Source organism: Variimorphobacter saccharofermentans (assembly GCF_014174405.1).
GTDB classification, from domain to species: Bacteria; Bacillota; Clostridia; order Lachnospirales; family Lachnospiraceae; genus Mobilitalea; species Mobilitalea saccharofermentans.
Genome location: NZ_JACEGA010000001.1, coordinates 4,067,250 through 4,090,495, shown reverse-complemented (window position 1 = coordinate 4,090,495; position 23,246 = coordinate 4,067,250). Strand labels below are relative to the sequence as shown.

At 38.5% G+C, this 23,246-nt stretch carries 18 protein-coding genes; 10 read left to right on the top strand and 8 right to left on the bottom strand.

Annotated elements, in window-relative coordinates; all coding sequences use genetic code 11:
- The first annotated feature begins 121 nt into the window (after positions 1-121).
- The 6 genes from H0486_RS17845 (at position 122) to H0486_RS17820 (ending at position 5,116) form a co-directional block, all read left to right on the top strand.
- Positions 122-1,030, top strand: coding sequence for an ABC transporter ATP-binding protein (locus H0486_RS17845; RefSeq protein WP_228354281.1), 909 nt, complete (start codon positions 122-124; stop codon positions 1,028-1,030).
- A 31-nt stretch (positions 1,031-1,061) separates the two neighbouring features.
- Positions 1,062-1,973 (top strand): ABC transporter permease, encoded by a 912-nt coding sequence (locus H0486_RS17840; RefSeq protein ID WP_228354280.1) that lies wholly within the window; start codon positions 1,062-1,064, stop codon positions 1,971-1,973.
- A gap of 9 nt (positions 1,974-1,982) precedes the next feature.
- Complete coding sequence (locus tag H0486_RS17835) at positions 1,983-2,432, top strand: LytTR family DNA-binding domain-containing protein (protein ID WP_228354279.1); 450 nt, start codon at positions 1,983-1,985, stop codon at positions 2,430-2,432.
- On the top strand, positions 2,432-2,869 hold the full coding sequence (locus H0486_RS17830) for a DUF3021 family protein (RefSeq protein WP_228354278.1): 438 nt from the start codon (positions 2,432-2,434) through the stop codon (positions 2,867-2,869). Before H0486_RS17835 ends, H0486_RS17830 begins: the two co-directional genes overlap by 1 nt.
- Positions 2,870-3,129: 260 nt before the next feature.
- Positions 3,130-3,660, top strand: a complete 531-nt coding sequence (locus tag H0486_RS17825) for an RNA polymerase sigma factor (RefSeq protein WP_228354277.1) — start codon at positions 3,130-3,132, stop codon at positions 3,658-3,660.
- The gene (locus H0486_RS17820) at positions 3,653-5,116 is read left to right on the top strand and encodes a hypothetical protein (protein ID WP_228354276.1); all 1,464 of its coding nucleotides are present in this window, start codon (positions 3,653-3,655) and stop codon (positions 5,114-5,116) included. The genes H0486_RS17825 and H0486_RS17820 overlap by 8 nt, the downstream gene beginning before the upstream one ends.
- Positions 5,117-5,347: 231 nt before the next feature.
- Here H0486_RS17820 and H0486_RS17815 read toward each other — a convergent pair whose 3' ends face one another.
- Positions 5,348-7,129 (bottom strand): ABC transporter ATP-binding protein, encoded by a 1,782-nt coding sequence (locus H0486_RS17815; protein ID WP_228354275.1) that lies wholly within the window; start codon positions 7,127-7,129, stop codon positions 5,348-5,350.
- Positions 7,120-8,886: an ABC transporter ATP-binding protein gene (locus tag H0486_RS17810; protein ID WP_228354274.1), complete on the bottom strand. Its 1,767-nt coding sequence runs from the start codon at positions 8,884-8,886 to the stop codon at positions 7,120-7,122. The genes H0486_RS17815 and H0486_RS17810 overlap by 10 nt, the downstream gene beginning before the upstream one ends.
- A 607-nt stretch (positions 8,887-9,493) precedes the next feature.
- Between H0486_RS17810 and H0486_RS17805 the strand changes: the two genes are divergently transcribed.
- Together H0486_RS17805 and H0486_RS17800 are read left to right on the top strand one after the other, a co-directional pair.
- Positions 9,494-10,294, top strand: coding sequence for a GTP pyrophosphokinase (locus tag H0486_RS17805; protein ID WP_228354273.1), 801 nt, complete (start codon positions 9,494-9,496; stop codon positions 10,292-10,294).
- 18 nt (positions 10,295-10,312) lie between these two features.
- Positions 10,313-10,714 carry a hypothetical protein gene (locus H0486_RS17800; protein WP_228354272.1) on the top strand — a complete coding sequence of 134 codons (402 nt, stop codon included), beginning with the start codon at positions 10,313-10,315 and terminating at the stop codon, positions 10,712-10,714.
- Positions 10,715-10,879: 165 nt separating this feature from the next.
- On the opposite strand, the gene H0486_RS17795 is transcribed toward H0486_RS17800, so the two are convergent.
- The gene (locus H0486_RS17795; RefSeq protein WP_323163561.1) at positions 10,880-11,905 is read right to left on the bottom strand and encodes a S1 RNA-binding domain-containing protein; all 1,026 of its coding nucleotides are present in this window, start codon (positions 11,903-11,905) and stop codon (positions 10,880-10,882) included.
- 67 nt (positions 11,906-11,972) lie between these two features.
- Complete coding sequence (locus H0486_RS17790; RefSeq protein WP_228354271.1) at positions 11,973-12,707, bottom strand: hypothetical protein; 735 nt, start codon at positions 12,705-12,707, stop codon at positions 11,973-11,975.
- 272 nt (positions 12,708-12,979) lie between these two features.
- Here H0486_RS17790 and galE point away from each other — a divergent pair, with 272 nt between their 5' ends.
- A complete protein-coding gene (gene galE / locus H0486_RS17785; RefSeq protein WP_228354270.1) occupies positions 12,980-13,996 on the top strand; it encodes a UDP-glucose 4-epimerase GalE in 1,017 nt (338 codons plus the stop codon).
- Positions 13,997-14,233: 237 nt separating this feature from the next.
- Here galE and H0486_RS17780 read toward each other — a convergent pair whose 3' ends face one another.
- Positions 14,234-15,337 carry a DUF4846 domain-containing protein gene (locus tag H0486_RS17780; RefSeq protein WP_228354269.1) on the bottom strand — a complete coding sequence of 368 codons (1,104 nt, stop codon included), beginning with the start codon at positions 15,335-15,337 and terminating at the stop codon, positions 14,234-14,236.
- A gap of 716 nt (positions 15,338-16,053) precedes the next feature.
- On the opposite strand from H0486_RS17780, the gene metG reads away from it, so the two are divergent.
- A complete protein-coding gene (gene metG, locus H0486_RS17775; protein ID WP_228354470.1) occupies positions 16,054-18,036 on the top strand; it encodes a methionine--tRNA ligase in 1,983 nt (660 codons plus the stop codon).
- Between the two features lie 314 nt (positions 18,037-18,350).
- On the opposite strand, the gene H0486_RS17770 is transcribed toward metG, so the two are convergent.
- From H0486_RS17770 to H0486_RS17760, 3 genes are all read right to left on the bottom strand, one after another.
- A complete protein-coding gene (locus H0486_RS17770) occupies positions 18,351-20,021 on the bottom strand; it encodes a phosphoenolpyruvate carboxykinase (ATP) (RefSeq protein ID WP_228354268.1) in 1,671 nt (556 codons plus the stop codon).
- Between the two features lie 354 nt (positions 20,022-20,375).
- Positions 20,376-21,176 carry an Ig-like domain-containing protein gene (locus H0486_RS17765; RefSeq protein ID WP_228354267.1) on the bottom strand — a complete coding sequence of 267 codons (801 nt, stop codon included), beginning with the start codon at positions 21,174-21,176 and terminating at the stop codon, positions 20,376-20,378.
- Positions 21,177-21,261: 85 nt separating this feature from the next.
- Entirely contained in the window at positions 21,262-23,016 is a 1,755-nt protein-coding gene (locus H0486_RS17760; protein WP_228354266.1) for a DUF885 domain-containing protein, read from the bottom strand.
- Positions 23,017-23,246 lie beyond the last annotated feature (230 nt).

Below are 23,246 nucleotides of genomic sequence, written 5' to 3'. Positions count from 1 at the left end.
TCATAATACACTTTCAATCAGTAAAGCTCCGGTAATATCATAATGAAATTAGTCGGAGTTATAGGATAAGTAATTGATCAACTAACTAGCAAAACAGGAAGAGGAGTATAAGGAGGTTTTTATGGAAGATATTATTCAGGTTAATCATCTAAAGCGATATTTCAAAGATATAAAAGCGGTGGATGACATTAGCTTTAAGGTAAAAAAAGGTCAGCTATATGGTTTCCTCGGTGTAAACGGGGCTGGAAAATCTACAACAATCAATATGCTATGTACCTTACTTCCCAGACAGGAAGGAGAGGTCACAATATGTGGACACCGTCTGGGAAAGAAAGACCGTGAGATTCGCAGCAAAATCGGAGTTGTATTTCAGGATAACACATTGGATAACCGACTCACCATAAAGGAAAACCTGGTGATCAGAGCAGGTCTTTATCATAATAACAATAAAGAAATCATGGCTAACTTGGATTATGTTTGTGATGTTTTGGGCATCGGGGACTTACTTAAAAGACAGTTTAATAAGCTGTCAGGAGGGCAAAAACGACGCTGTGAAATAGCCAGAGCCCTGATGAACCGCCCAGAGTTATTATTTTTGGATGAACCTACTACTGGTTTAGATCCGCAGACCAGACAAAGTGTATGGTCCAGCATTGAAGCCCTGCAAAAGGAAGTGGGGATGACCGTATTCTTAACCACTCATTATATGGAGGAGGCAGCGAAAGCGCAGTATATCTCTATTATGGAAGCAGGTAAACTGGTAGCCAATGGTACACCATTTGAGTTGAAGGAAAAGTATGCACACGATATCCTAAAGTTGGTTCCACAGGATTTTGACGAACTAGCGAAAGTCCTTAATGAACAGAACATATCCAGCGAAAAAAGGACGAATCACATTCGTGTCATAATTCAGGATTCTTTACATGGCCTTGAGATTTTAAACCGTGTGAAAGAATATCTAAAATCATATGAGGTAATTCAGGGAACCATGGACGATGTATTTCTAAATATCACAGGAAAGAGTTTATAGCTGATAGGCTATAAATCAGAAGGAGGATATTATGCTTTTACTCAGATTAATTAAAAGGAACATCTTGGTATATATCAGGGATCGTTCCAATATATTCTTTTCTTTATTATCCATGTTAATTATTATTGGATTAATGGTAGTATTCTTAGGTAAGATGAATGCGGATGGTGTAGTAGATTTACTGGGCCAGTATGGTGGAAATAGGGATGCTGAGCTTGATCGAGCGAATGCGGAGCAGCTGGTAATTATGTGGACCCTGGCTGGAATAGTAGTAGTAAATTCAATAACTATAACTCTGGCTATGGTAGGTATTATGGTGGAAGATGAAGTCCATAAGAAACTTTCAAGCTTTTATGTATCTCCAATAAATCGAGGAATATTTGTAATCGCTTATGTGATAGCTGCGGTTATTATGGGAATTATAATGTGCATAGCGACAGTGGTCATTGGAGAGGCCTATATCGGAATAACAGGTGGAGAGGTATTCTCGGCTGCTCAATTTGGAGATATCTTCTTAAAAATTATTATTATTGTGTTCTCTTCATCCACCATGGTCTTTCTACTGGCGAACTTCGTTCACTCCCAGAGTGCTTTTTCTGGGCTAAGTACAATCGTAGGTACTTTAGTAGGTTTTCTGTCTGCAATTTATCTTCCTATGGGAATGCTTCCGGAGAAGGTACAGCTTGTATTAAAATGCATGCCCATGCTATACGCATCCTCCTTTATGAGGGAAACGTTTACCACAGATATAATCAATACCACCTTTGCAGGATTGCCTTCGGAAGCCTTGGAGGGCTATAAGGAATATATGGGTATTACAATATCCTGGAGCGACAAAGTAGTAGGCGATAATTTTAAGCTGGCATTCTTGATAATTAGTGGTATAATTTTCATAGTGATAGCTGCGGTTTTGCAAAGAAAGCGAAATGTAATGAGCAGATAGGAGATTCCTATGAAGATAATAATTGAGGATAAAAAGCCTGGAGAAGAGGATCATATTATTATTCGCTGCAGTGAGATGAATGATGTATTACTCAAATTTATTGCAGATATGAAGCTAAGTAAGAAAAAGCTTGCAGGGATAAAGGACGGAAAGATAACGATGATTGATCCAAGTAATATTTATTACTTTGAAGGTGTGGATAATAAAGTATTTTTATACTGCAAGCAGGACGTGTATGAAACAAAGCTTAAGCTATATGAAATTGAAGAGGATTATAAGGACACAGAATTTTTTAGAGCTTCTAAATCTGTCATACTGAATGTAAAGAAGATAAAGAGTATTAGCCCGGCTTACTCGGGACGCTTTGAAGCGTTGCTTTTTAATGGGGAAACCGTTATTATTTCAAGGCAGTATGTACCCGAGCTTAAAAGGAAACTTGGACTGAGGGAGGGAGTATAATGGATTGGATTAAAGATATCGGTAAGACCTTTGTCTATATTACCACGGGATCCTTAATAAGTGCTGCTATATTTATTACAATATTTGCACCCGAGTCGGTATTAACCTATCACATATTATGGCAGATAGCTGGTTTATCATTAATATGTGCTCTGGGAAACCTTATATTCTATTCCCCCAGAGAGTATGGTAAAAAACAGATGTGGGTAAGGAGAATTATTCACTATGTCTATGTTAATTTAGTTATTATTGTAGGCGGTTATTTATGCGAATGGCTAGAGACAGGATTTTTCCCGGAGATTCTATATTTACTAGTTGTTGTAGCGATTATATATTTTGCAATAATGTACCTGATCTTTCAAAAGGATGCAAAGATTGCAGACACACTTAATCGAAAGCTTAGCCGTCGTGGGTCATCTGAAGAGGATGAGAATTGATATAAATTGATTTTATACAGACAATCAGATATTATTATTGGTAGAGAGTGGTAATGTATAAAAGTGATTAGAGGAGGGAACGAAATACAGACCCTCCTCTTGTTTTTTTGCATGGCATATGATACATAAAAGACAGATTAATGGGAACCATCACGGATAATACGTCTATATATAGATAGATGGAGAAATAATTCAACCACATCATATATAAAGTAGAATTGACACATAGGAATAAGGAAGCTTAATCCGAAGGGGGAAGTATGGATCGAAATGCCTTTGAGAAAATGACAGAACATTATAGCAAGGACATATATGGATTCTGCTTACATTTAGCGGCAGGAAGAAGAGATCATGCAGATGATCTTTATCAGGATACCATAGTGAAAGCGTATCAGATCAAAGAGAGAATAGCAGAGAATCAGAATCCCAAAGCATTTATTCTGGCCATTGCCATAAGCCTATGGAAATCCCATATCAGAAAGGAACACCGCAGAAATCGTATTGCACCTCAATTTGCATTGGAGGAAGAGAATTGGGATATAGAAGACAGAGGAAATCATCCGGAAGATATGATGCTTAAAAAAGAAGAGGGAACCTTTCTTCATAATGCGTTGGCCAGACTGGAGGATAAGTATCGGATACCATTAGTGCTCTATTACTTTAACCAGTTTGACTTAGAAGAGATTTCCAACATATGTAACATGCCAATTGGAACCGTAAAGAGTAGATTGTTTCGAGGCAGGGAGCGATTGAAAAAACAGTTACAGAAAGAAGGTTATCAGTATGAATAGTTCCTTTGATAAAGAATTATATCGGTTATTTATATTGGATGAGGGTCCGGGAGAAAAGGTTATGTCTGACATTGCAAAAAGGCTGGACCAGCTTGATAAGCTCAACAGAGAGCAGGGGATACAACCTGATGATGCGTATGTGAAAAAACAGCTCAGGCAGACAAAGAGCAATAGGAATATTCTTACCGTTATTACTGCTGCGGCGCTAATAATCATGGTAATAGTGGCGAATTCCGGTTCGGTTATGGCAGCTATGAATAAGCTCTTAGCATTTATCCCCGGTGTTGGTATAGTGGAGGAAGAAAAGAACGATATCCTTTATTATATGAAAGGGAAGGCACAGTCACTGGAGAATGAGGATATAAAGGCCACTTTAAGTAATGTATATATTACGGAGCAGGGTGCATGGTTATCACTTCAGATTGATCTGAAAGGAGTAACGGAGGAGGAATTATTCGACAATTCTTTAAAGGAAAAAAATGAAAAAGCTGCAATAGATATACTAAAAGCAAAGGGATATGAGAAGTATTTTGAATATAAAGAAATTGAAATCGGATACATGACAAGTCCTAAGATCTCACTTATCATTGGAGGGAAGGAATATATACAGGAGTCCGGCAGCATGGGAGGTTCCTTCACCAGTTATCACTGTAGCAGTTATTACAAGGTAGAATTGACAGATTGGGATCTATCAGAGGACTATCAGGTGAAGTTTGGTGATCTTATATTCCAGTTCCAATTACAGGATTATGAGACCTATTCCTCAGCACAGGAGATTGGGCCAACTCAAATGCATAATGATATATCGATAACAGCGATACCGAATTGGACGGAGGATCGTCTTAGAGTTGAGTTTTATAATATGAATTTTTCGGATTTTGACCAGGTATATTCCTATCAGGAGTATTCTGCTGATAGGAATGCAAATCGGCCATATATCAGGATTGGAGACGATGTAGTTTATAGCGAAGATGTCAATGGGGATGGAACAAGTGTGGAATTTGATCTGTCCGGTATTACAGTCACGGAAGAGATGAAGAAACAGGCAACCCTGCATGTACCTATTATCACAGTACTGGAACATGAGAATAAGAAGATCAAGCTTTCCATATCAAAGAATGGGGAGAGGATTAAATTCCCGGAAACGGTTGAGTATAAGCATTGTAAGATGCATATACTGGATGTAAAAAAGGGAAATGAGGATTACCTTGGAGATGAGGAACACTTAGTACTTTCTCTTAAATTTGAGTTTCCAAAGGATAATATGGAGTTTGCATACTTTAACGGAATGTTTGTGAATGGGGATGGAGCCGGAGGTTCTTGGGAATATGATAAGGAGACAGGGATTTATACTCTTTGTGTTACCGGAGATATGCCGGTTCATAAGATAAAAACCATTTCATTCAATAGTCAGGTTTACTTAATTAGAGATGAGTATGAGTTTTCTTTGGATTAATGTCATAATTGAGTGAAAGAAACGATATGGGGTTGTTGCACAATATACATGCAGGGAATATGACTTACCTCACACACAGAAGGAAGTACATATTGATGATTTTGTATGTCTCATGCGAATATAAATAATCGCATGATTCACACAAAATACAGCAATCTGTTCTTCCGACAGTGCATTATGGTAAGTCATATTCCCTGTAAATGTATTATGCAACAGCCCCATATCGTATTTTTATGCTTCAATATTCTTAAACTGTGCCATATACAGATTGTAGTACAGACCTTTTTTGGCGATTAATTCATCCGAACTACCCTGTTCGAGGATTTGACCGTCATCAATAACAAAGATGCGATCCGCCTTTCGGATAGTGGATAAGCGGTGCGCTATAACAAAGGAGGTCCGACCCTTAAGAAGTGCTTCAATCCCTTGCTGTACCAGAAGTTCTGTATGAGTATCAATACTGGAGGTTGCTTCATCCAGTATTAATATCTTAGGCATGGATACCATGGTTCTGGCAAATGCCAGAAGCTGTCTCTGTCCAATGGAAAGACCGGCACCACGTTCCTTCAGCTCTGTTTCATACCCCTTCTCCATCTTCATTATGAAGTCGTGGGCATTCACTGCTTTCGCGGCAGCGATAATTTCTTCATCGGTGGCGTCCAGTTTACCGTAGCGGATATTATCGGCTATGGTACCGGAGAAAAGGAAGTTATCCTGTGTCATAATACCCATTTGCTTTCTTAAGCTCTCAATGGATACTTCCTTAATATTATAGCCGTCGATATAGATATTACCCTGCTGTATGTCATAAAAACGACTGATTAGATTTACGATGGTTGTTTTACCAGCTCCGGTAGGACCAACCAATGCAATGGTCTCTCCGGGTTTAATCTGAAAGCTGACATCATTCAACACCTTAGTATCTTCATCGTAGGCAAAGGATACATGATCGAAGCGAACCTCACCGCGTATCTCAGGTAGCTCAGTTACTGTATCAGAATCTGCGATTTCCGGTTGGGTATCCATGATATCAAAGATTCGTTCTGCACCGGAAATATTGGTGATTAACTGATTATAAAAGTTACTTAGGTTCATAATCGGATGCCAGAACATGGAGGAGAAGTAGGCAAAAGCAACTAAGGTTCCTACGTTTTCTTTTCCTATTCCCAGTATTGTTATTGCTGCCAAATACATACAGAAGGAGCCGACTCCCCAGCTGAAATCAATTACAGAACCAAAAGCATCATTAAGACGAACTGCGCTAACAAAGGAATCACGGTGTTCCTTTAGAAGAAAATCAAAGTTCTCTTCTGTCTCATCTTCGGCGGTAAAGCTTTGAACAATTCTCATACCTGATAAATCCTCATGAATGAAGGCATTCAGATTAGAGCTCTTCTTACGATGCAATTGCCAACGTTTATGAGAACGGGTCTGAATGAACGAAAGTCCAAATATCATTACAGGTAGAGTGATTAATGATGCAATCGCCAATCTCCAGTTTTTCAATACCATAATAGTTACAACAGCGCAGATTGTAACGAAATCAGGTATTAATGTAGTAACACTGTTCGAAAGAACATCCTTTAAGGAATTTACATCGCCGATGATTCTGGCAAGTATCTTACCAGTCGGACGACTGTCAAAGAAGCTAAAGCTAAGCTTCTGAATATGGGTGTATAATTCCTGTCTTATCGTAAGCAGTACTTCATTTGATATCTTTGCCATTAGATACATACGTAGCTTAACAAGTAGAATAAAGATGATATTGAGTCCAACAGCAAACGCTCCAAGAATGAATAAACCTCTCATATCCTTGTTCGCTATATGAAAGTCTACGGCCCGTTCCAGGATGAGCGGATTCACTATGGAGATTGCTACCGTAATCAGCATAATGAATAGAACTGCCAGAATAGGAAGCTTATAAGCTAACATATAGGAGAATAACCGAACCAAGGTATTCTTCTTACTGACGGATTTTTGGTACTCGTCTTCCCTGACGGCATTTATTGACATACTGCCACCTCCTTTTCCTTCGGCACAGCATTGGAGGATCCCATAACTTCGAGATAGTCACCATATTGTGCCATATAAGTATCATAATAATAACCTTTCTTCTGCAGCAATGTCTCATGGGTGCCGCGTTCCATAATTTTACCGTCCTCTAATATGATAATTTCATCCGCATTACGAACGGCAGAAATTCGGTGAGCAATTATGATCTTTGTTGCATCAATTTGTGTTAAGGCTTTTTGAATCATATGCTCAGTTTCCATGTCAAGAGCGGAAGTGGAATCATCCAACACCAGGATCGGAGTTTTCTTTGCCAATGCTCTTGCTATACTAATTCTCTGTTTCTGCCCACCGGATAAACCAACACCACGTTCTCCAACAACGGTCTCAAACTGGTTATCCATACGATCGATAAACTCTTTCGCCTGAGCACTTACTGCAGCATTTACAATATCCTCCTGGCTCACCAGGTTTTTCTTACCCATTTTCACATTCTCATTAATGGTATCGGAGAAAAGGAATACATCTTGCATTACCAGAGAGATGTTCTTACGCAGCTGTTTTAAGGTTAATTCCTTGATATTCACACCATCTACGAAAATCTCACCCTCCGTCGCATCATAAAAGCGCTGTAATAGATTAATGATAGAGCTCTTTCCCGTACCTGTTGCACCCATAATTCCAATCGTCTTACCGGCTCCTAAGTCGAAGCTGATATCGGAAAGAATGGTTTTATCGGATAGGGAAAAGGATACTTTATCAAAGCGTATGCTACCCTTTACTTCATCAAGAATTACCGGATTTTCAATTTCAGTAATTTCAGGCTTCTCCTGATATATCTTATTAATACGTTTTGTAGAAGCAATGGCGGAGGCAAAGCTATTGGATAGCCATCCGAGCATTTCCATAGGCCATACGATATTCATGGAATAATCAGTGAAGGCAACTAAGGATCCCAGTGACATCTTATCATTGATAACCTGGTAACCTCCATACATAATTACAATCAAAGGCAGTAACTTTGTAACAAATTGAAAATATGGGTTGATTTTAATAAATACCTTTGACTGCTTCATATTAAGGTCATAGTATTGCTTGTTATGGGAAAGAAATTTCTTGATCTCAAATTTCTCCCTGGCAAAGGCTTTTACCGTACGTACACCGGACAGATTTTCCTGTGCAACCGTATTCAGTTTAGCATTTTCCTCACTAATAGCCTCATAGATTTTACCTAGTTTTTTCTCCATCAGAATGGCTAAACCTGCCATCATCGGTAGGACAATCGTTGGAAATACAGCTAAACTCGGGCTTAGTGAAAACATGCAGTAGAGTGCAATACCGGTGTGAATAGCAACCTCAATAATTAACATACTAATGTATCCGAGTGCTGCCCAGACCTGATCCACATCATCCTTCAGTCGGGACATCAACTCTCCTGTATTGTTTTTATCAAAAAAACTAAGGGATAGTCCCTGGATATGCTTGAATAAATCACGACGGATGTTCATAGTAATTCTGGCACTTACCAAATCAAAAACATATTCCTTAACGTATTGAAAGATACACCTTCCGATACCAATAATTAAGATCATAATAAGCAGTCTCGGCAGTAAGGAAAGCTCCCTTCCGACGATGACGTTATCCACGATCTGTTTCGTTACCTGCGGATATATCATATCTAATGATACCGCGATTACAATGCATAGAATTGCAGTAAGATAGGCGTACCAATATTTTAAAATATAGCGTTTAATCTTCATTGTTCCCTCCATTCTGCCGTTTGTCGGCGGCAAACACTCATTTCAATCCTCCTCAAGTTGAAATCCGTGTTAATAATTCATGACAAAAGAAAGTTCGTAAAGCATACTTTCCATCGTTCTGATCAAAGAAGCGGCAAACTTCATACAATTTTTCCATGACTGTTCAGATTGGGTCAAGTCTAAAACACACAAAAAAACCGCAGTATGATATACCGCGGTATTATAATCAAAAAATTCAGTTGCTAACTTTATCCCAAATCCTACTGGCAGCAGGCAGGTAAGGATTAAAGTACAGACTAATTTTTTCGAATCCGTGAGGTAATATCATAGAAATTCGTATGAATCAATATGTTATGTTGATAATTGCCGATACTTAAATTCATAGTTTTACCTCACTTTCTGTTATAGTCTTCCACTATTATATCCATAGACTCCTTGTATTGTCAATCTTTTTTATTCAAAATTTTATAAAAGTTAAAATTTCATTAAGATTACAAAACTTAAAGAATTATTCATATTTTTATGCTATAATATAAATAATGAACAAATTATGAACAATATAAAGTTGTTTTTTTGACATACTATACAATACAAAGGTTGTGATGCAATGGATCTCCCCATTTTTTATAATGAGGCAGAGGAATGGAGCAAGGCTCTTTTATTATATGATGCAGCATTAAAAGAGATTAATACGAAGCTTGAAATATTAAATAATGAATTTAAAATTACACACCAATATAATCCGATAGAACATATTACATCAAGAATCAAGTCGCCGCAGAGTATTGCGAAAAAGCTGCGACACAATGAGAAGGAACTGACAGTAGAAAATATTGTAAAATATGTGAATGATGTGGCAGGAATAAGAATTATATGCTCCTTCACTTCTGACATTTATCGTATAGCAGATCTAATTACCAAACAGAATGATATTAAGGTATTAAAGATAAAGGACTACATCACGTGTCCGAAACCAAATGGTTATACCAGCTATCATATGATTGTTTCCGTTCCGGTTTTCTTATCAGACCGAACGATAGATACCAAAGTGGAAATTCAGATACGAACCATAGCGATGGATTTCTGGGCAAGCTTAGAGCATAAGATTTATTATAAATTTGAAGGAAATGCACCGGAGCATATCAGAAAGGAATTGAAGGAATGTTCTGATATTGTGGCATATCTGGATCAGAAAATGCTAAGCATTAACGAGGAAATCAAAAGCTACAGTAAGGATCGTATTGAGGGGTATCATGAAGAGCTTACACAGAGTTATAAAACCGTCGTAGCCGAATCCTTTGGAACGATAGTGGAAGAGGAAAATGAGAGAAAAGAGATACAGAAGGAGAAAGAGACCAAACAAAAAAAGCCGGGTAGGAAGAGAGTTTTGTTTGGATTACGTGCATAGTACAAAGGAGAAAATGTTATGAATTTACCTTTTGGATTAACTGCTAGAAGAGAAGTAGCAGGCAAGAATAATCAATCGACGCCATCGCGAACTACCGCAATGTACGAAAACATGTTATCACAGTATCGTGATTCACTGGAAAAGGCTCATGAATGCATGAAAAGCTATCTTGAGAAGCAGGAGATTAATGATGATAAAGTATTAACCCAGCTTTCCAATAGAATATCAGAGCTAAAAGGAGATACTGAGAAGTATAATCATCAGCTGCAGGCAGAGATTCTAACGAACTTGGATAAGCTTACTACTAAGGTGAATAAGGGAAAAGCTCTTCTTCGGTTCCTGATTATTCTGAATATCCTGTCACTAGGAGGAATCGCATTTCTAGTATTATATGTGTTAGATGTAATAGCTATATACTAAATAATATAGGAATAAAGTGAAACAATTATCATGAAAAATATATGATGGCTTGCATATAGCGATCAATTTAATAATGACCCAGTAAATGGTTCTGATATTACGATCTATCGTAACCATTTGCCGGGTCATCTTATTCATATTATGAATGGTAATCAATAACCTATTTTATAGCTTAATGTTTTTCAAAAGAGCACCAAGTCCGGTGGTAGCCTCTTCCCCCGTAGAATAAGTGGAAGGAGTTTCCTCTACATCTTCAATGACGTCTTCTTTTTCTTCTACCGCCTTCATACTTAAGCTTATTTTTCCATCTTTCACATCGATAATTTTAACAGTAACTGTCTCGCCCTCTTTTATAACCTCATTCGGAGATTTAATTCTTCTACCGCAGATTTGTGAGATATGAACCAAACCAGTCAAGCCTTCTCCGATATTCACAAATGCGCCGTAGGGAGCGATCTTTTCAACGGTACCAGTTGTAACAATTCCTACCTGCAGACGAGAGATCTTACTTTTTCTTTCTCTGATTTCATTCTCACGTTCTACCTCTTTACCGGATAAAACCAATTTCTTTTCTAAAGCGGATGCAGTGATAACAACAACATCGAGTTCTTTACCAACCCACGAATTAAGATCTTCAACATAGGTTAAGGACAGCTGGGAAGCTGGAATAAAGGCACGTACGCCGTACAGATAGGTAACGACGCCAGCGTTAACAGCTTGTGATACCTTTACACGGAAGACAGTCTTATTATCCATAGCTTCGGTCAGCTTTTCCCAGGCAAGTACGTCATCCGCGCGCTTTCTGGAGAGAAGGATATGGCCTTGTCCATCATCCTCCGTAAGGACCATGGCAGAGATTTCTTCTCCCATGGTAACATCTGCTTTGATGGAAAAGGCGGGATCATTACTAATTTCTTCAAGCTTAATTATGCCTTCGGTATAATAACCAAGATCTAGGACAACCTCCGTCTCGGAGATACCGATTACCGTACCCTTTAAGATATCCCCTTCCTTAATTTTACGAAAGGAATTCTCAATTTCATCCTTAAAGTCATCCATTGAAGGAATCATTTCCGATGCTTCGCTGGCAGCTTCGTTACTACCCTCATTGCCAGATGGTAGCTCCTGCTGGTTGATTCCGATATCAGTTACCTCTTCATTTTCTATTTTGTTTACTGTTTCATCACTCATATTCTTTTACCTCCGTTTTTCTTATAATTTTCGATTTATATATCAATTATATCATAGATTGATCTGGTTAAACCCGGGAGTAGATATAGGCGTTTCCCTTTTTACCCACGCGATCCACGGCACCAACAAAATATAGAATATTCAGAGCGGTTTGTGAAGCGTGTAAAGGCAGTCCGGAAGCCCTTTTAAAGTCCCTGGTTGTAAACTTTGCTTCCAGTAGTTCTGGAATAAGAAGTTTGTAATCCTCTAAAGACATAATGGAAACTTCTTCCACCAGCTCCGTGGGAATACCGTCGAACCTAGTGGACCCCCTCTTTTTATCATGGCTCCAGCCGTCCAGATATCGATATTCCTCCAGGTTTAACAATACAATTCTCAGACTCAGATTTGGATTGACCAAATAGTTTTTTATTTTATACAATTCCGGAAAAATACTGTACGGTGTACCAGTCTTTGGAGATTTTCTTGGTGGACTAATCTCACCTGTTTGTGGATTAATCCATCGTAACCATTTATGCTTGGGGATAGGATACACAATTGTTACCGGAGATATCTCAAGAAAGGCAGTAAGCTTTCTTCTAAGCTTATCAAAATTACGGGTCTGAATTTCGATAATCTCATTTCCTGTAAAGATATCTGCAACAAACCCTCCGACTTTTATTTCATGATAGCTTTGGTCAGGAGAATAGTAGTGCTTTAATACAGAGTGAATGGTTTTTTCACTTAATGTACCAATCCCGTTGGTTTCCTGCCGCTGACCGATGATTTCATCGCAGATTTGTTGAAATAACTGCTTATCCATTACGTTATCATCACACCTTCATTTTTATACATGCGTATCACAATAATAATCTGCACTATGTCAAGAATAAATGATTTGTCATAATTACGCAAGTATAGAATGTCATTTGTGGTTCAGATTCGCCAGTAAAAACATAAAACACCATTATCAATGCAAATGTTTTGCATTTGACATAATTTCTTATTTTCAATCAACGTATTTTGATATAGAATAGAATAAATGACGTTACAATTTCAGTAATATGGAACGCAACAGAGGAAGAGGTGTTGATTATGAAGGTGTTAGTTACTGGTGGAGCGGGGTATATAGCCAGCCATACTATAATTGAATTATTGAATGCGGGATATGAGGTGGCCGCCATCGATAATTTCAGTAATTCCAGTATGGAGTCTATTCGAAGAGTAGAGAAGATATCTGGTAAAAAAATCAGCTTCTATGAGGCTGATATTCAGGAAAAGGATACTTTATGTGATATTATTATCAAGGAAGAAATCAAAGCGGTCATTCATTTTGCAGGATTAAAGGCTGTGGGAGAATCCTGTTCCATACCGTTAAAATATTTTCGTAATAATCTGGTAGGAACGATAACACTATTGGAGGTTATGCAGGAATGTAACGTTAAGAATTTGGTGTTCTCCTCCTCTGCAACGGTATATGGAGAAGCGAAAACGATACCAATTACTGAGGATTATACACCACTTTCTGTTACTAATCCCTATGGTAGAACCAAACTAATGATAGAAGAGATGCTACAGGATCTTTATCGATCCGATTCCTCATGGAATATAGCCATTCTTCGCTATTTTAATCCGATTGGAGCTCATGAGAGCGGTGAGATTGGAGAGGACCCCAATGGTATTCCGAATAATCTGGTACCTTATATTGCAAAGGTAGCCATGGGAGAACTGGATCATATTAAGGTATATGGTAATGATTATGATACCCCTGATGGTACCGGTATTAGAGACTATATCCATGTGGTGGATTTAGCACTGGGGCATATTAAAGCGATAGAAAAGCTTAGCCAGAATCCAGGTCTGGAGATATATAATCTGGGAACGGGTGTGGGGTATAGTGTATTAGAGATTATTCATAACTATGAACTGGCATGCGGTAAAAAGCTACCCTATACCATAGAAGCCAGACGGCCGGGAGATATTGCAGTATCCTATGCGGATCCTTCGAAAGCATTCCGTGAATTGGGCTGGAAGGCTGAGCGTGATATTCATAAGATGTGTGAGGATTCTTACCGTTGGCAAAGCAAGAATCCGAAAGGATATGGAAAATAATATCAGATGTTTTATGCATTATGACAGAAACTTTACGAAAAACATGAAAAAGTATTGACATATTAACTAATTTTTGGTACCCTTTAAAAGGCTAGTACTGGAGAAGGTATTATCCAGAGGATTATAGTTGGGGAAGCGAGAGGGTAGAAATAAGAAGTAAGGTTCGCTAAAACGTATGTTCATAAGAGCATACCTTTTTGGCCAACCTTATTTTATTTTGCTCTATATTTAATTTGATTATTCTATTGAATCTATCATAGCTCCATTTAAGGGGAAATCACCCCATCTAACCAAAGAACCCTCATCAAATGTCCAGGCAGGAGTTTGGAAGGGATAGGTGATTTCCGATACATAGTACCAAGGATCCTCTGGATGTTGAGGATTTTTTAATATATGAAACTCCTGTGCAGGCATATAGCTTTGGGCAAGTAAGAAAGCACGGTTACCATCACTGTCTTCTGCAATATCGACAATAAGGACACAATGCCCCGGACTGCCACCCTGCAGGAACATATCGCCGGGACGGAGCTCTGAGATATCAATCGGCTTACACTCCTGTGACAGGGATAATGTGCCCGCATAGGTAAATACAGACATCAGGTATCTCACAAATTCTTCATAGGAATCATTATAGGATTTCGATTTACTCCACTTTACATTATTGCCATCAACCACTATACGATTTCCATCCCTCCATTTGGTGTATTCCATAAGAAAGCCATTGGTAAGGTGGAATGCAATTCGGTCATAATCACCGATGGACCAGAAATACTCTGCATATACACGAAGAATAGAGTCCGCACACTGCTGAAGATCACGGTCACCCGTATCCAAATCAAACACAGCCACATGAGCATGTTGGTTGCTCTTTGGCGTACCATCATAGAGAAGAACCTCACTGCCATCTGGTTTCAAAGGATAGCTTCTTATAAAGCCGGTTAACTCCTTCTGGTCGGAAGGAATTCTCACATATCCCTTGGGAGGACGAATACGTGTCTCTAGATTCGTACCACTGGGATCGATAAAAGAAAATACCTCTTCAGCGATGACCTCCTCCTCTGCCGGTGGTAAGGATGGTAGTGGCTCAGGGGTGACAGGTTCAGGGAGTGGCTCTGTGATATTATCCACCATGCCTTGAAGCGGACTATCAGAATCCGAGGTGTTTTCTTCAACAACGATTGGAAGTGGCTCCTCCGGCTTTGATTTACAAGCAGTTAGTCCCACAATAGCCAGTAGAAGCGGGATTAAGGCAACGAATACCGATATAATGGGACGGCGAATATTTACGCGAAGCATGTTACTTCGGTTTAGTATGTTTGGTTTAATAGCTATCTTTTTCATAAACACTCCTATACAAACTGGTATATTGTTACTGATTTATCAACAGGCTGTTTTATCATTTTAGTTATTAGTATATCAAAATGTTACCACAGAATATATTAATTATACCATATGGATAGAGAGAACAACACTGGAAAACGGAATATTTAGGCTGAACATCAAGAAATCCTCTATTTGATGTATAAAACGGATAGGATGCTCAAATAATGAAAGTAATTATAATTTAGCGTTGTCATATGGTGTAAGGAATATAACACGGTAATAAATATCTTTGACAAATAAATTAACACATGGTATACTTTGTCATAATAATTGATAAAAGCTGTGAAAAGAAGAGTAGACAGTGGAGCAATTGACAGAGAACCCCGCTAGGCTGAGAAGGGGGAATGGAAGAGATTCCTGTTTGTTACATTATAAGCAAACATGTAGAAGCTGTTGAAGATGGTCTTGGAGCTGCGCACCGAGGAAGTGATCAGAATAGTGGATCTTCTTAGGCTGCGACGGATGCATCCGTTATGTTGCTGAGCTGTATATTGCAGTGAACGAGGCTCTTATCGCGAGGTAAGGGCGAATTAAAGTGGTACCACGGGAGGTTCTCTCGTCTTTAAAGTAATTTAAGGATGGGAGTTTTTTTATTGCTTTTTTAATTTCATGAGTAAAATGTGAAACAAATTTCTTACATTGAAAGCAGGAATGATATAGAAAGGATTGGTATGATGAGTAAAAAACCTTATTACATTACAACAGCCATAGCGTATACTTCTGGTAAACCACATATTGGTAATACCTATGAAATAGTGCTGGCAGACAGTATTGCACGCTATAAGAGATGGGAGGGTTATGAGGTATTCTTCCAGACAGGTACCGATGAACACGGACAGAAAATTGAACAAAAGGCAGCTGAGGCAGGAATTACGCCTAAAGAATTTGTTGACGGAGTAGCTGGTCAGATTAAGGCTATTTGGGATCTCATGAATTGCTCCTATGATAAGTTTATTCGAACAACGGATCCAGATCATGAGAAGCAGATCCAAAAGATATTTAAAAAGCTCTATGATCAAGGTGATATTTATAAAGGAACGTATGAGGGAATGTACTGTACACCCTGTGAATCCTTCTTCACCCAATCTCAGCTGGTGGATGGGAAATGCCCGGATTGCGGTAGAGAGGTTCAGCCAGCTAAGGAGGAGGCATACTTCTTAAAGCTAAGCAAATATGCAGATCGTTTGATTGAGCATATCAACACTCATCCAGATTTTATACAACCAGAGTCAAGAAAAAATGAAATGATGAACAATTTCCTTTTACCGGGATTACAGGATCTTTGTGTATCCAGAACCTCCTTTAAGTGGGGAATTCCCGTAGACTTTGATGATCGTCATGTAGTGTATGTATGGCTTGATGCACTCAGTAACTATATAACAGGTATTGGTTATGATGCAGATGGTAATAGCACGGAGCAGTTTCATAAATTCTGGCCGGCGGATTTGCACTTAATTGGGAAGGACATTCTTCGTTTCCACACCATATACTGGCCAATTATGCTTATGGCATTGAACGTTCCGTTACCAAAGCAGGTATTTGGTCATCCTTGGCTTTTACAGGGTAGTGCAGGCGATAAGATGAGCAAATCAAAAGGAAACGTTCTCTATGCGGACGATTTAGTTAAGTTTTTCGGTGTGGATGCTGTACGTTATTTTGTACTGCATGAAATGCCTTTTGATAATGATGGTATCATTTCTTGGGAGCTAATGGTGGAAAGAATCAATTCTGACCTGGCCAACACCTTAGGAAATCTGGTGAACCGTACCATATCCATGTCCAATAAGTACTTTGGAGGAGTAGTCAGAAACGGAAAGGTAAAAGAGGCTGTGGACGAGGAGTTAATAGCACTGGCACTGGACACACCGAAGAAGGTGGCTGCTAAGATGGAGAAGCTTCGCGTTGCGGATGCAATTAGTGAAATCTTTACCTTGTTCAAACGCTGTAATAAATATATTGATGAGACCATGCCCTGGGTTCTTGCCAAAGAGGAAGATAAAAAAGCGCGTCTGGAAACTGTGCTCTATAATCTAACAGAAAGCATATGCATTGGAGCAAGTCTTCTCGAGCCCTTTATGCCTGAGACAGCGTCGAAGATATTATCCCAGCTTTCTGCTAAGACCAGAACTGCAGAGGAATTGAAGGAATATGGTTTGTATCCGGATGGAACAACTGTAACACAGACACCGGAGATATTATTTGCAAGACTTGATATCAAGGAGGTATTGGAAAAGGTGGAAGAATCTAAGAATATACAGGACAATGCAGGAACAGAAGAGAAGGAAGGCCAGCCGGATCAGAATAACGATGTAATAGATATTGAGCCGAAGCCGGAGATCACTTATGATGATTTTGCGAAGCTACAATTTCAGATCGGAGAGATAATCGCTTGTGAAGAGGTTAAAAAATCGAAAAAGCTGTTATGCTCTCAGGTTAAAATAGGTTCTCAGGTGAAGCAAATCGTATCCGGAATTAAAGCACACTATTCACCGGAAGAAATGGTGGGTAAGAAGGTTATGGTTGTTGTTAATCTTAAGCCGGCAACCTTAGCAGGTATATTATCAGAAGGAATGCTTCTATGCGCTGAAGATGCAGATGGAAATCTGTCTCTTATGGTTCCGGAGAAGCCAATGCCTGCGGGAGCAGAAATTCAATAAACCTTAATCATGTTCTCAAGGGGCGGTTGAATAATATACTTACAGTGATTATGACTTACCTCACACACAGAACAGAAGTACACATTGTCTTTTCGGTATGTCTCAGACGAACATATTAGTTCGTCTTATCCATACAGAAATAACAATATGTTCTTCTGAAAATGTATTATGGTAAGTCATAATCACTGTTAATAATTTATACAACCGCCCCTTGCTGCATAATTCATAACTAGAATTACTGATAAAATAATTAGGGATTATGACGAATAGTCATAATCCCTAAAGTTTATTTATTAATAATCTATTCGGTATAATTATTCAAGCTCAGAAACAACTTTCTTTAATGCTGCTAAAGCGTCCTCAGGTAATTTATCGTAACCATCCTTGAATTCATTGCGGGATTCTACGAATTTCACTCTATCGTTCATTCTTGCTTTCAGCTGAGCTTTGTACTCAGGATCGTTCAGATCTGGAACGAAGCCTTCCCACTCAAAGATTTCGATATCTTCAAAAGGTCCCCATTGTTTGAAGTTTGCTTTACCTTCAACAACTGCTTCAATAATACCTAAGGTATCAGCCGGTTTAACCTTTTTACCCATGAAATCACCGGTATTAATGATATAACAATCTACGTTCTTCTCTGCTACCAGTTTCTTAAACTTCTCATAGTCATTTGCTAACGGGTAGGTACGGAATGGATTAGCATAAGGCTCAACAACTAATGCATTAGGATCTACTCCAGGAGCAAGACGCTCTGCTGTGGTTCTCTTTGTAGCAAGTGTAGCACCCATAACGGAAGCAAGAGAAGCACCCTTTAATTTAACAATCGGAGGGATCGTAGGATCCTTCATAATCCAGAAAATTGCATTAACAGGCTCAGCGATCTTATCTACACGGTTAGGTGACCAAAGCTTGGATTTGATTGCACGGCCATTACCATTACGGATATCTTCTGTTACCAGAACAAGCTTTCCGTCCTCGTCGATGGTAGCGGAACAGTTCTGAGCGGTTAACAGGTATTTGTTGTCATCACAGTAAGTAGGATAATCCTGTGTCTTATCAAAATAGGTAGGCTCCATAGCTACGGAAGAACAGGTCTCTGTATTGATAACAAAAGCGTCATCATGAAGAACAGTTACATCATATTTGCCACCATGCTTTGCATGTGTAATAGTGGATTTACCTGATCCTGATAAACCAAATACGGAAGCAACATAGGACTTACCGTTTGCAAGATTGTATCTCTTCTGTCCACCATGGCAGGAAGCATAACCATTACGATTAGCAATAGCCCAACCAATGGTAAGAGTACCCTTCTTATGCTCACCAAAGTATCTCATACCTAAGATTGCAGCACAGTTGGTAGGTGTATTAAAATAGCATAAGCAGTTCGGATCGCTGATATCTGTCTGAGTAGTACCCTTCCATTGAGGATCAGAGAAGATATAGATATCAGGCTCGTCTCCGAGAGGTCTGGAGGACTTATACATCTTAATATAGTTATCAGACATATACTGGAAGTTTAACATCCAGTTGTACATGATATTTTCTTCGCCTTCTGGAATAAGAAGGTGAGCCTTAACCATGAATTCTGGATCTAAACCAATAAATACTTCTGCATGATACATGGTCTTCCATCTACAGTCGTAAATGGCATCCATAACAAGCTTATCAAGTTTGTCGCAGTTTACATTCGGTTCACCGGCAATTCTTCTTGCAGCAGCATAACGTCCCGTGATAGATCCATCATTAAATAATAATACCTTTGCATCCGGCTCAAGTCCGAATTCTTCGCCGCGATATACGGGCATATCGGTAACTATAGTTCCAGGTGAATTCTTAGCAAGCTCATATGCTTCCTTCAGAGTGTTTATCTTAACTACATTATTGCCGTAAAATGCAGCTTCGATAATAGAACGTGTTCTTGAAAACCCGGGTTTGTTAGCACCGATTTCGTCGTGTTTAAAATAAGCTTTAGTTGACATATAACATCCTCCTATTAGTTATTTTTATTACTTTTATCTTTATTTATAGAATAAACAGAACATCTAATAAATATCAATCAATTGTCTGCCACATTAAGTATAAAACGACAAGCTGTAAATGTCAATATTTCTAAGGTAAAATTTGAGAAAATGAATGGCAATTATTTGCTACTTTTATTGGTATAATGAAAAGAAAAACTGATCACATCATGAATGAACAGAAGACATAGATGAATGCTTCTTCTATTTCTAATCTTTCATGTTGTGATCAGATCTTAGGAAGTAGTTTCTAATTACTATTTATTCATAGTGCTGATTAAATCAACCCTAAAATAGAGATTTAATTTATCAAATCTATTTAATAGAATTGATAACAGTTACAGCTGTAGCGTCCATGTTAAGATTTTCTGTATCGCTTACAGTGAATTTAAGATAATAATTATCAATATAGAACTCATATACAACCATATTATATGCGGTACCATCAACAGTTAAGGTATAGGCAGCACGAAATGCGGTACCATGGTTCGTTGTAAAATCACTTACATTCAGGTTTGTAATTTTGATATCACTGGAGAAAGCCAATTCTTCCTCTGTATAGTATCTGGCAATGTCACCTTTTATATCTGCGTATGCCGGTGCTTTTTTGCCAGTATATTCAGCATATATTTGAATATCGTTACCATAAGAAGCATTCGGAGGCGTCAGTATTTGAGACTGTACCAAATCTGCCATGGAAGGATTGAGCATGATAGGATTAAATTCATAAGTCCAGCCTTCCGGTATAGTAATTGTGAGATTTCCAAGCTCCCTCTCGTTTGGTCCGAGTTTCTTAGTAACAGTAACTTTACAGGTATACTTTTTCTTGTTAACAGTGGCTGTAATGGTTGCTGTACCAGCACTTTTTGCAGTTACTTTTCCTTTACTGGATACTGTAGCAACGGATTTCTTGCTGGAGGTCCAGGTTACCTTTTTTGTAGTTCCTGTTATTTTCAAGGCTTTTGTTTCACCAACCTTGAGGCTTAATTTCTTGTTGCTGATTTTGACAGTAGCTGCTTCTGCTATGGCGTAGTTATCCATAAATGGAACACTTACGGGTGCCAGCATTGCAGCAGCCAGGATGATTACCATGATTACTTTTTTGATTGCTTTCATACTCTCTCCTCATCATATGTAGTATTATAATTAAAACATACAATATATACTATGATTGTCATATACTGTCAATAGTTCCATTGACCTACTGTGTTTTTCCCATCCAGACATCCATGTAATTCTTGATCACCCCGAACTGTGCAGGCCCAATATCAAGAAGAAATCGGTGAAAATCCTTTGTGACAAAAGCATCACCCAGGAAGTTCTCCGCATTTTGCTTCAATTCCAGAATTTCCAGATATCCTACAGCATAAGGAAGATAGATACCTGGTTCCTCCAACAGAGTATCATAAATCATTCCAGCCACTTTCTTATCACCAATATAATTGGTGATATAAGTGATTACATCCTTTTTGGTCCATCCCTCGTAATGAATACCGATATCAGCACGGGCATACATACAGAGAATCACCACATTGTTTGCTTTTAGAAATTCAGCCAGATTTCGATCTATTCCTGACATTTGGTAGGAATACATCTCTACATAGGTTGCCCACCCCTCATCATAGCCGACGAAATTCATGATATTACGAATAGGAGCAGGATTCTGATCGCGAAAGTAGACACACTGATATAAATGACCGGGGTAACCTTCATGTGCAACCGTAGTGTATATCATGGATAAGGTTTCTTCATCCTTTCCATTAATGTATATGTTATTATTAAAGTAACTGTCAATCGGTGGAACAAGATACATGGCGGGGCTGAGATAATCGGCCAAGGATTCTGGAACATACTTGATCTCACAATTTACCGGTACCGCTTCTGGAAAATCCTTTATTAAATCATCCTTCAGATCCTTCAGAATTTCTTCCGGATTAGTTATCGGGAAGGAGGAAAATTCAAGATACTTATCAATTATTGAGGAATCTGTCATAGTGAGAGCTGTGATATCCGCGATACCTTTTCCAATGGCGTCTTGCAGCATATCAGCCATTTCCTCCATACTTTTAGAGGAGCCGGTTTTATATTTTGCCAGATACTCATAATAGGTCTGGCCTTTTGGATAGTAATAAAGACCGGCCTCATTGAGACCGCTACCCTTTAATTCGACTAAAGTGTTAATCAGCATTTCATAGGCAGGAATGACCTTATGTAATACGGCTTCTCGGTTAATGGCCTGATAGGAGATAATCTCACTTTCCGTTAAGCCTTTATAGCCTGCTATTTTCTCGTTAAAATATTCAATTAGAAAGTTACTCTCTGGATCAGAAATAAATGCTTTACATTGGTTAATAATTCGGCTAGCAACACGGTCGTTCATAAATAGCCCGTGTTCCGCTTTTTGCCTTTCATATTCAGCGATATCCTCAAAATAGTCGTAAACACAAGGGAGTAAGCGAAGATATTCTTCAATGTCCTTCTTATCATAAAAGCTGTACTCAGCAAGAAGAATCGGCAGCTGAGCCTGAATACCGGTTGTTGGACCAAGACATTCATTATAATATAGAAAATCTCCAAAATTCAGATCAAGAGTATAGTATTCCCGAAGGATATCATAGGTTAATTTTTGCTTCGGGGATAGAAGCTGATAGCGAAAGGACAATAAACGCTTAAGATAATTCTCCGAAAGAAATAGCTTTTTATTCATCTGTTCTATGCCATATTCCCCAAGGGTTGCATTTGTCGTCTGAATTCCAAAATGCTCGGGATTAGCCAGAGAGTAGTTCAGGGAAAGAGAATCCGTTTGTACCTCCTGAATAAAGATATCGTTTAGAAAGGAATCGAACTGCTTTTGCTCTGTTTCTATTTTATCCTGAGTATTACATCCCATTCCAAGAATAATAAAGTTAAGTACCAGGCCTAATATAACAATAATGCGACAACATTTTCTCAACATAGTATCCTCCATTCTGCCAATGGCAGTTAATACGAAGCAAAAGTCTTATATAGGAGTTGCTTGCGATTGATCATGTAATATTCTTAGTTATTTTATGTTTATTCGAGGAGATACCAGGTAAGAAGTAGTACAATGAATTTTTCCTCAATACCTCATGAAAGGTTAAGTTTTTACATGGTTCGACCGAAATATTACTCGTAACAGTCTGTAGTAAGTAAGATATAATATTT

Excerpts from the sequence above, each read along its gene's own strand:
- H0486_RS17835 (WP_228354279.1), top strand. The coding sequence starts at position 1,983 with ATGAAGATAATAATTGAGGATAAAAAGCCTGGAGAAGAGGATCATATT.
- H0486_RS17760 (WP_228354266.1), bottom strand. The coding sequence starts at position 23,016 with ATGTTGAGAAAATGTTGTCGCATTATTGTTATATTAGGCCTGGTACTT.
- H0486_RS17840 (WP_228354280.1), top strand. The coding sequence starts at position 1,062 with ATGCTTTTACTCAGATTAATTAAAAGGAACATCTTGGTATATATCAGG.
- H0486_RS17765 (WP_228354267.1), bottom strand. The coding sequence starts at position 21,176 with ATGAAAGCAATCAAAAAAGTAATCATGGTAATCATCCTGGCTGCTGCA.
- H0486_RS17790 (WP_228354271.1), bottom strand. The coding sequence starts at position 12,707 with ATGGATAAGCAGTTATTTCAACAAATCTGCGATGAAATCATCGGTCAG.
- metG (WP_228354470.1), top strand. The coding sequence starts at position 16,054 with ATGAGTAAAAAACCTTATTACATTACAACAGCCATAGCGTATACTTCT.
- H0486_RS17810 (WP_228354274.1), bottom strand. The coding sequence starts at position 8,886 with ATGAAGATTAAACGCTATATTTTAAAATATTGGTACGCCTATCTTACT.
- H0486_RS17820 (WP_228354276.1), top strand. The coding sequence starts at position 3,653 with ATGAATAGTTCCTTTGATAAAGAATTATATCGGTTATTTATATTGGAT.
- H0486_RS17830 (WP_228354278.1), top strand. The coding sequence starts at position 2,432 with ATGGATTGGATTAAAGATATCGGTAAGACCTTTGTCTATATTACCACG.
- H0486_RS17770 (WP_228354268.1), bottom strand. The coding sequence starts at position 20,021 with ATGTCAACTAAAGCTTATTTTAAACACGACGAAATCGGTGCTAACAAA.
- H0486_RS17805 (WP_228354273.1), top strand. The coding sequence starts at position 9,494 with ATGGATCTCCCCATTTTTTATAATGAGGCAGAGGAATGGAGCAAGGCT.
- H0486_RS17780 (WP_228354269.1), bottom strand. The coding sequence starts at position 15,337 with ATGAAAAAGATAGCTATTAAACCAAACATACTAAACCGAAGTAACATG.
- galE (WP_228354270.1), top strand. The coding sequence starts at position 12,980 with ATGAAGGTGTTAGTTACTGGTGGAGCGGGGTATATAGCCAGCCATACT.
- H0486_RS17845 (WP_228354281.1), top strand. The coding sequence starts at position 122 with ATGGAAGATATTATTCAGGTTAATCATCTAAAGCGATATTTCAAAGAT.
- H0486_RS17825 (WP_228354277.1), top strand. The coding sequence starts at position 3,130 with ATGGATCGAAATGCCTTTGAGAAAATGACAGAACATTATAGCAAGGAC.
- H0486_RS17815 (WP_228354275.1), bottom strand. The coding sequence starts at position 7,129 with ATGTCAATAAATGCCGTCAGGGAAGACGAGTACCAAAAATCCGTCAGT.
- H0486_RS17800 (WP_228354272.1), top strand. The coding sequence starts at position 10,313 with ATGAATTTACCTTTTGGATTAACTGCTAGAAGAGAAGTAGCAGGCAAG.
- H0486_RS17795 (WP_323163561.1), bottom strand. The coding sequence starts at position 11,905 with ATGAGTGATGAAACAGTAAACAAAATAGAAAATGAAGAGGTAACTGAT.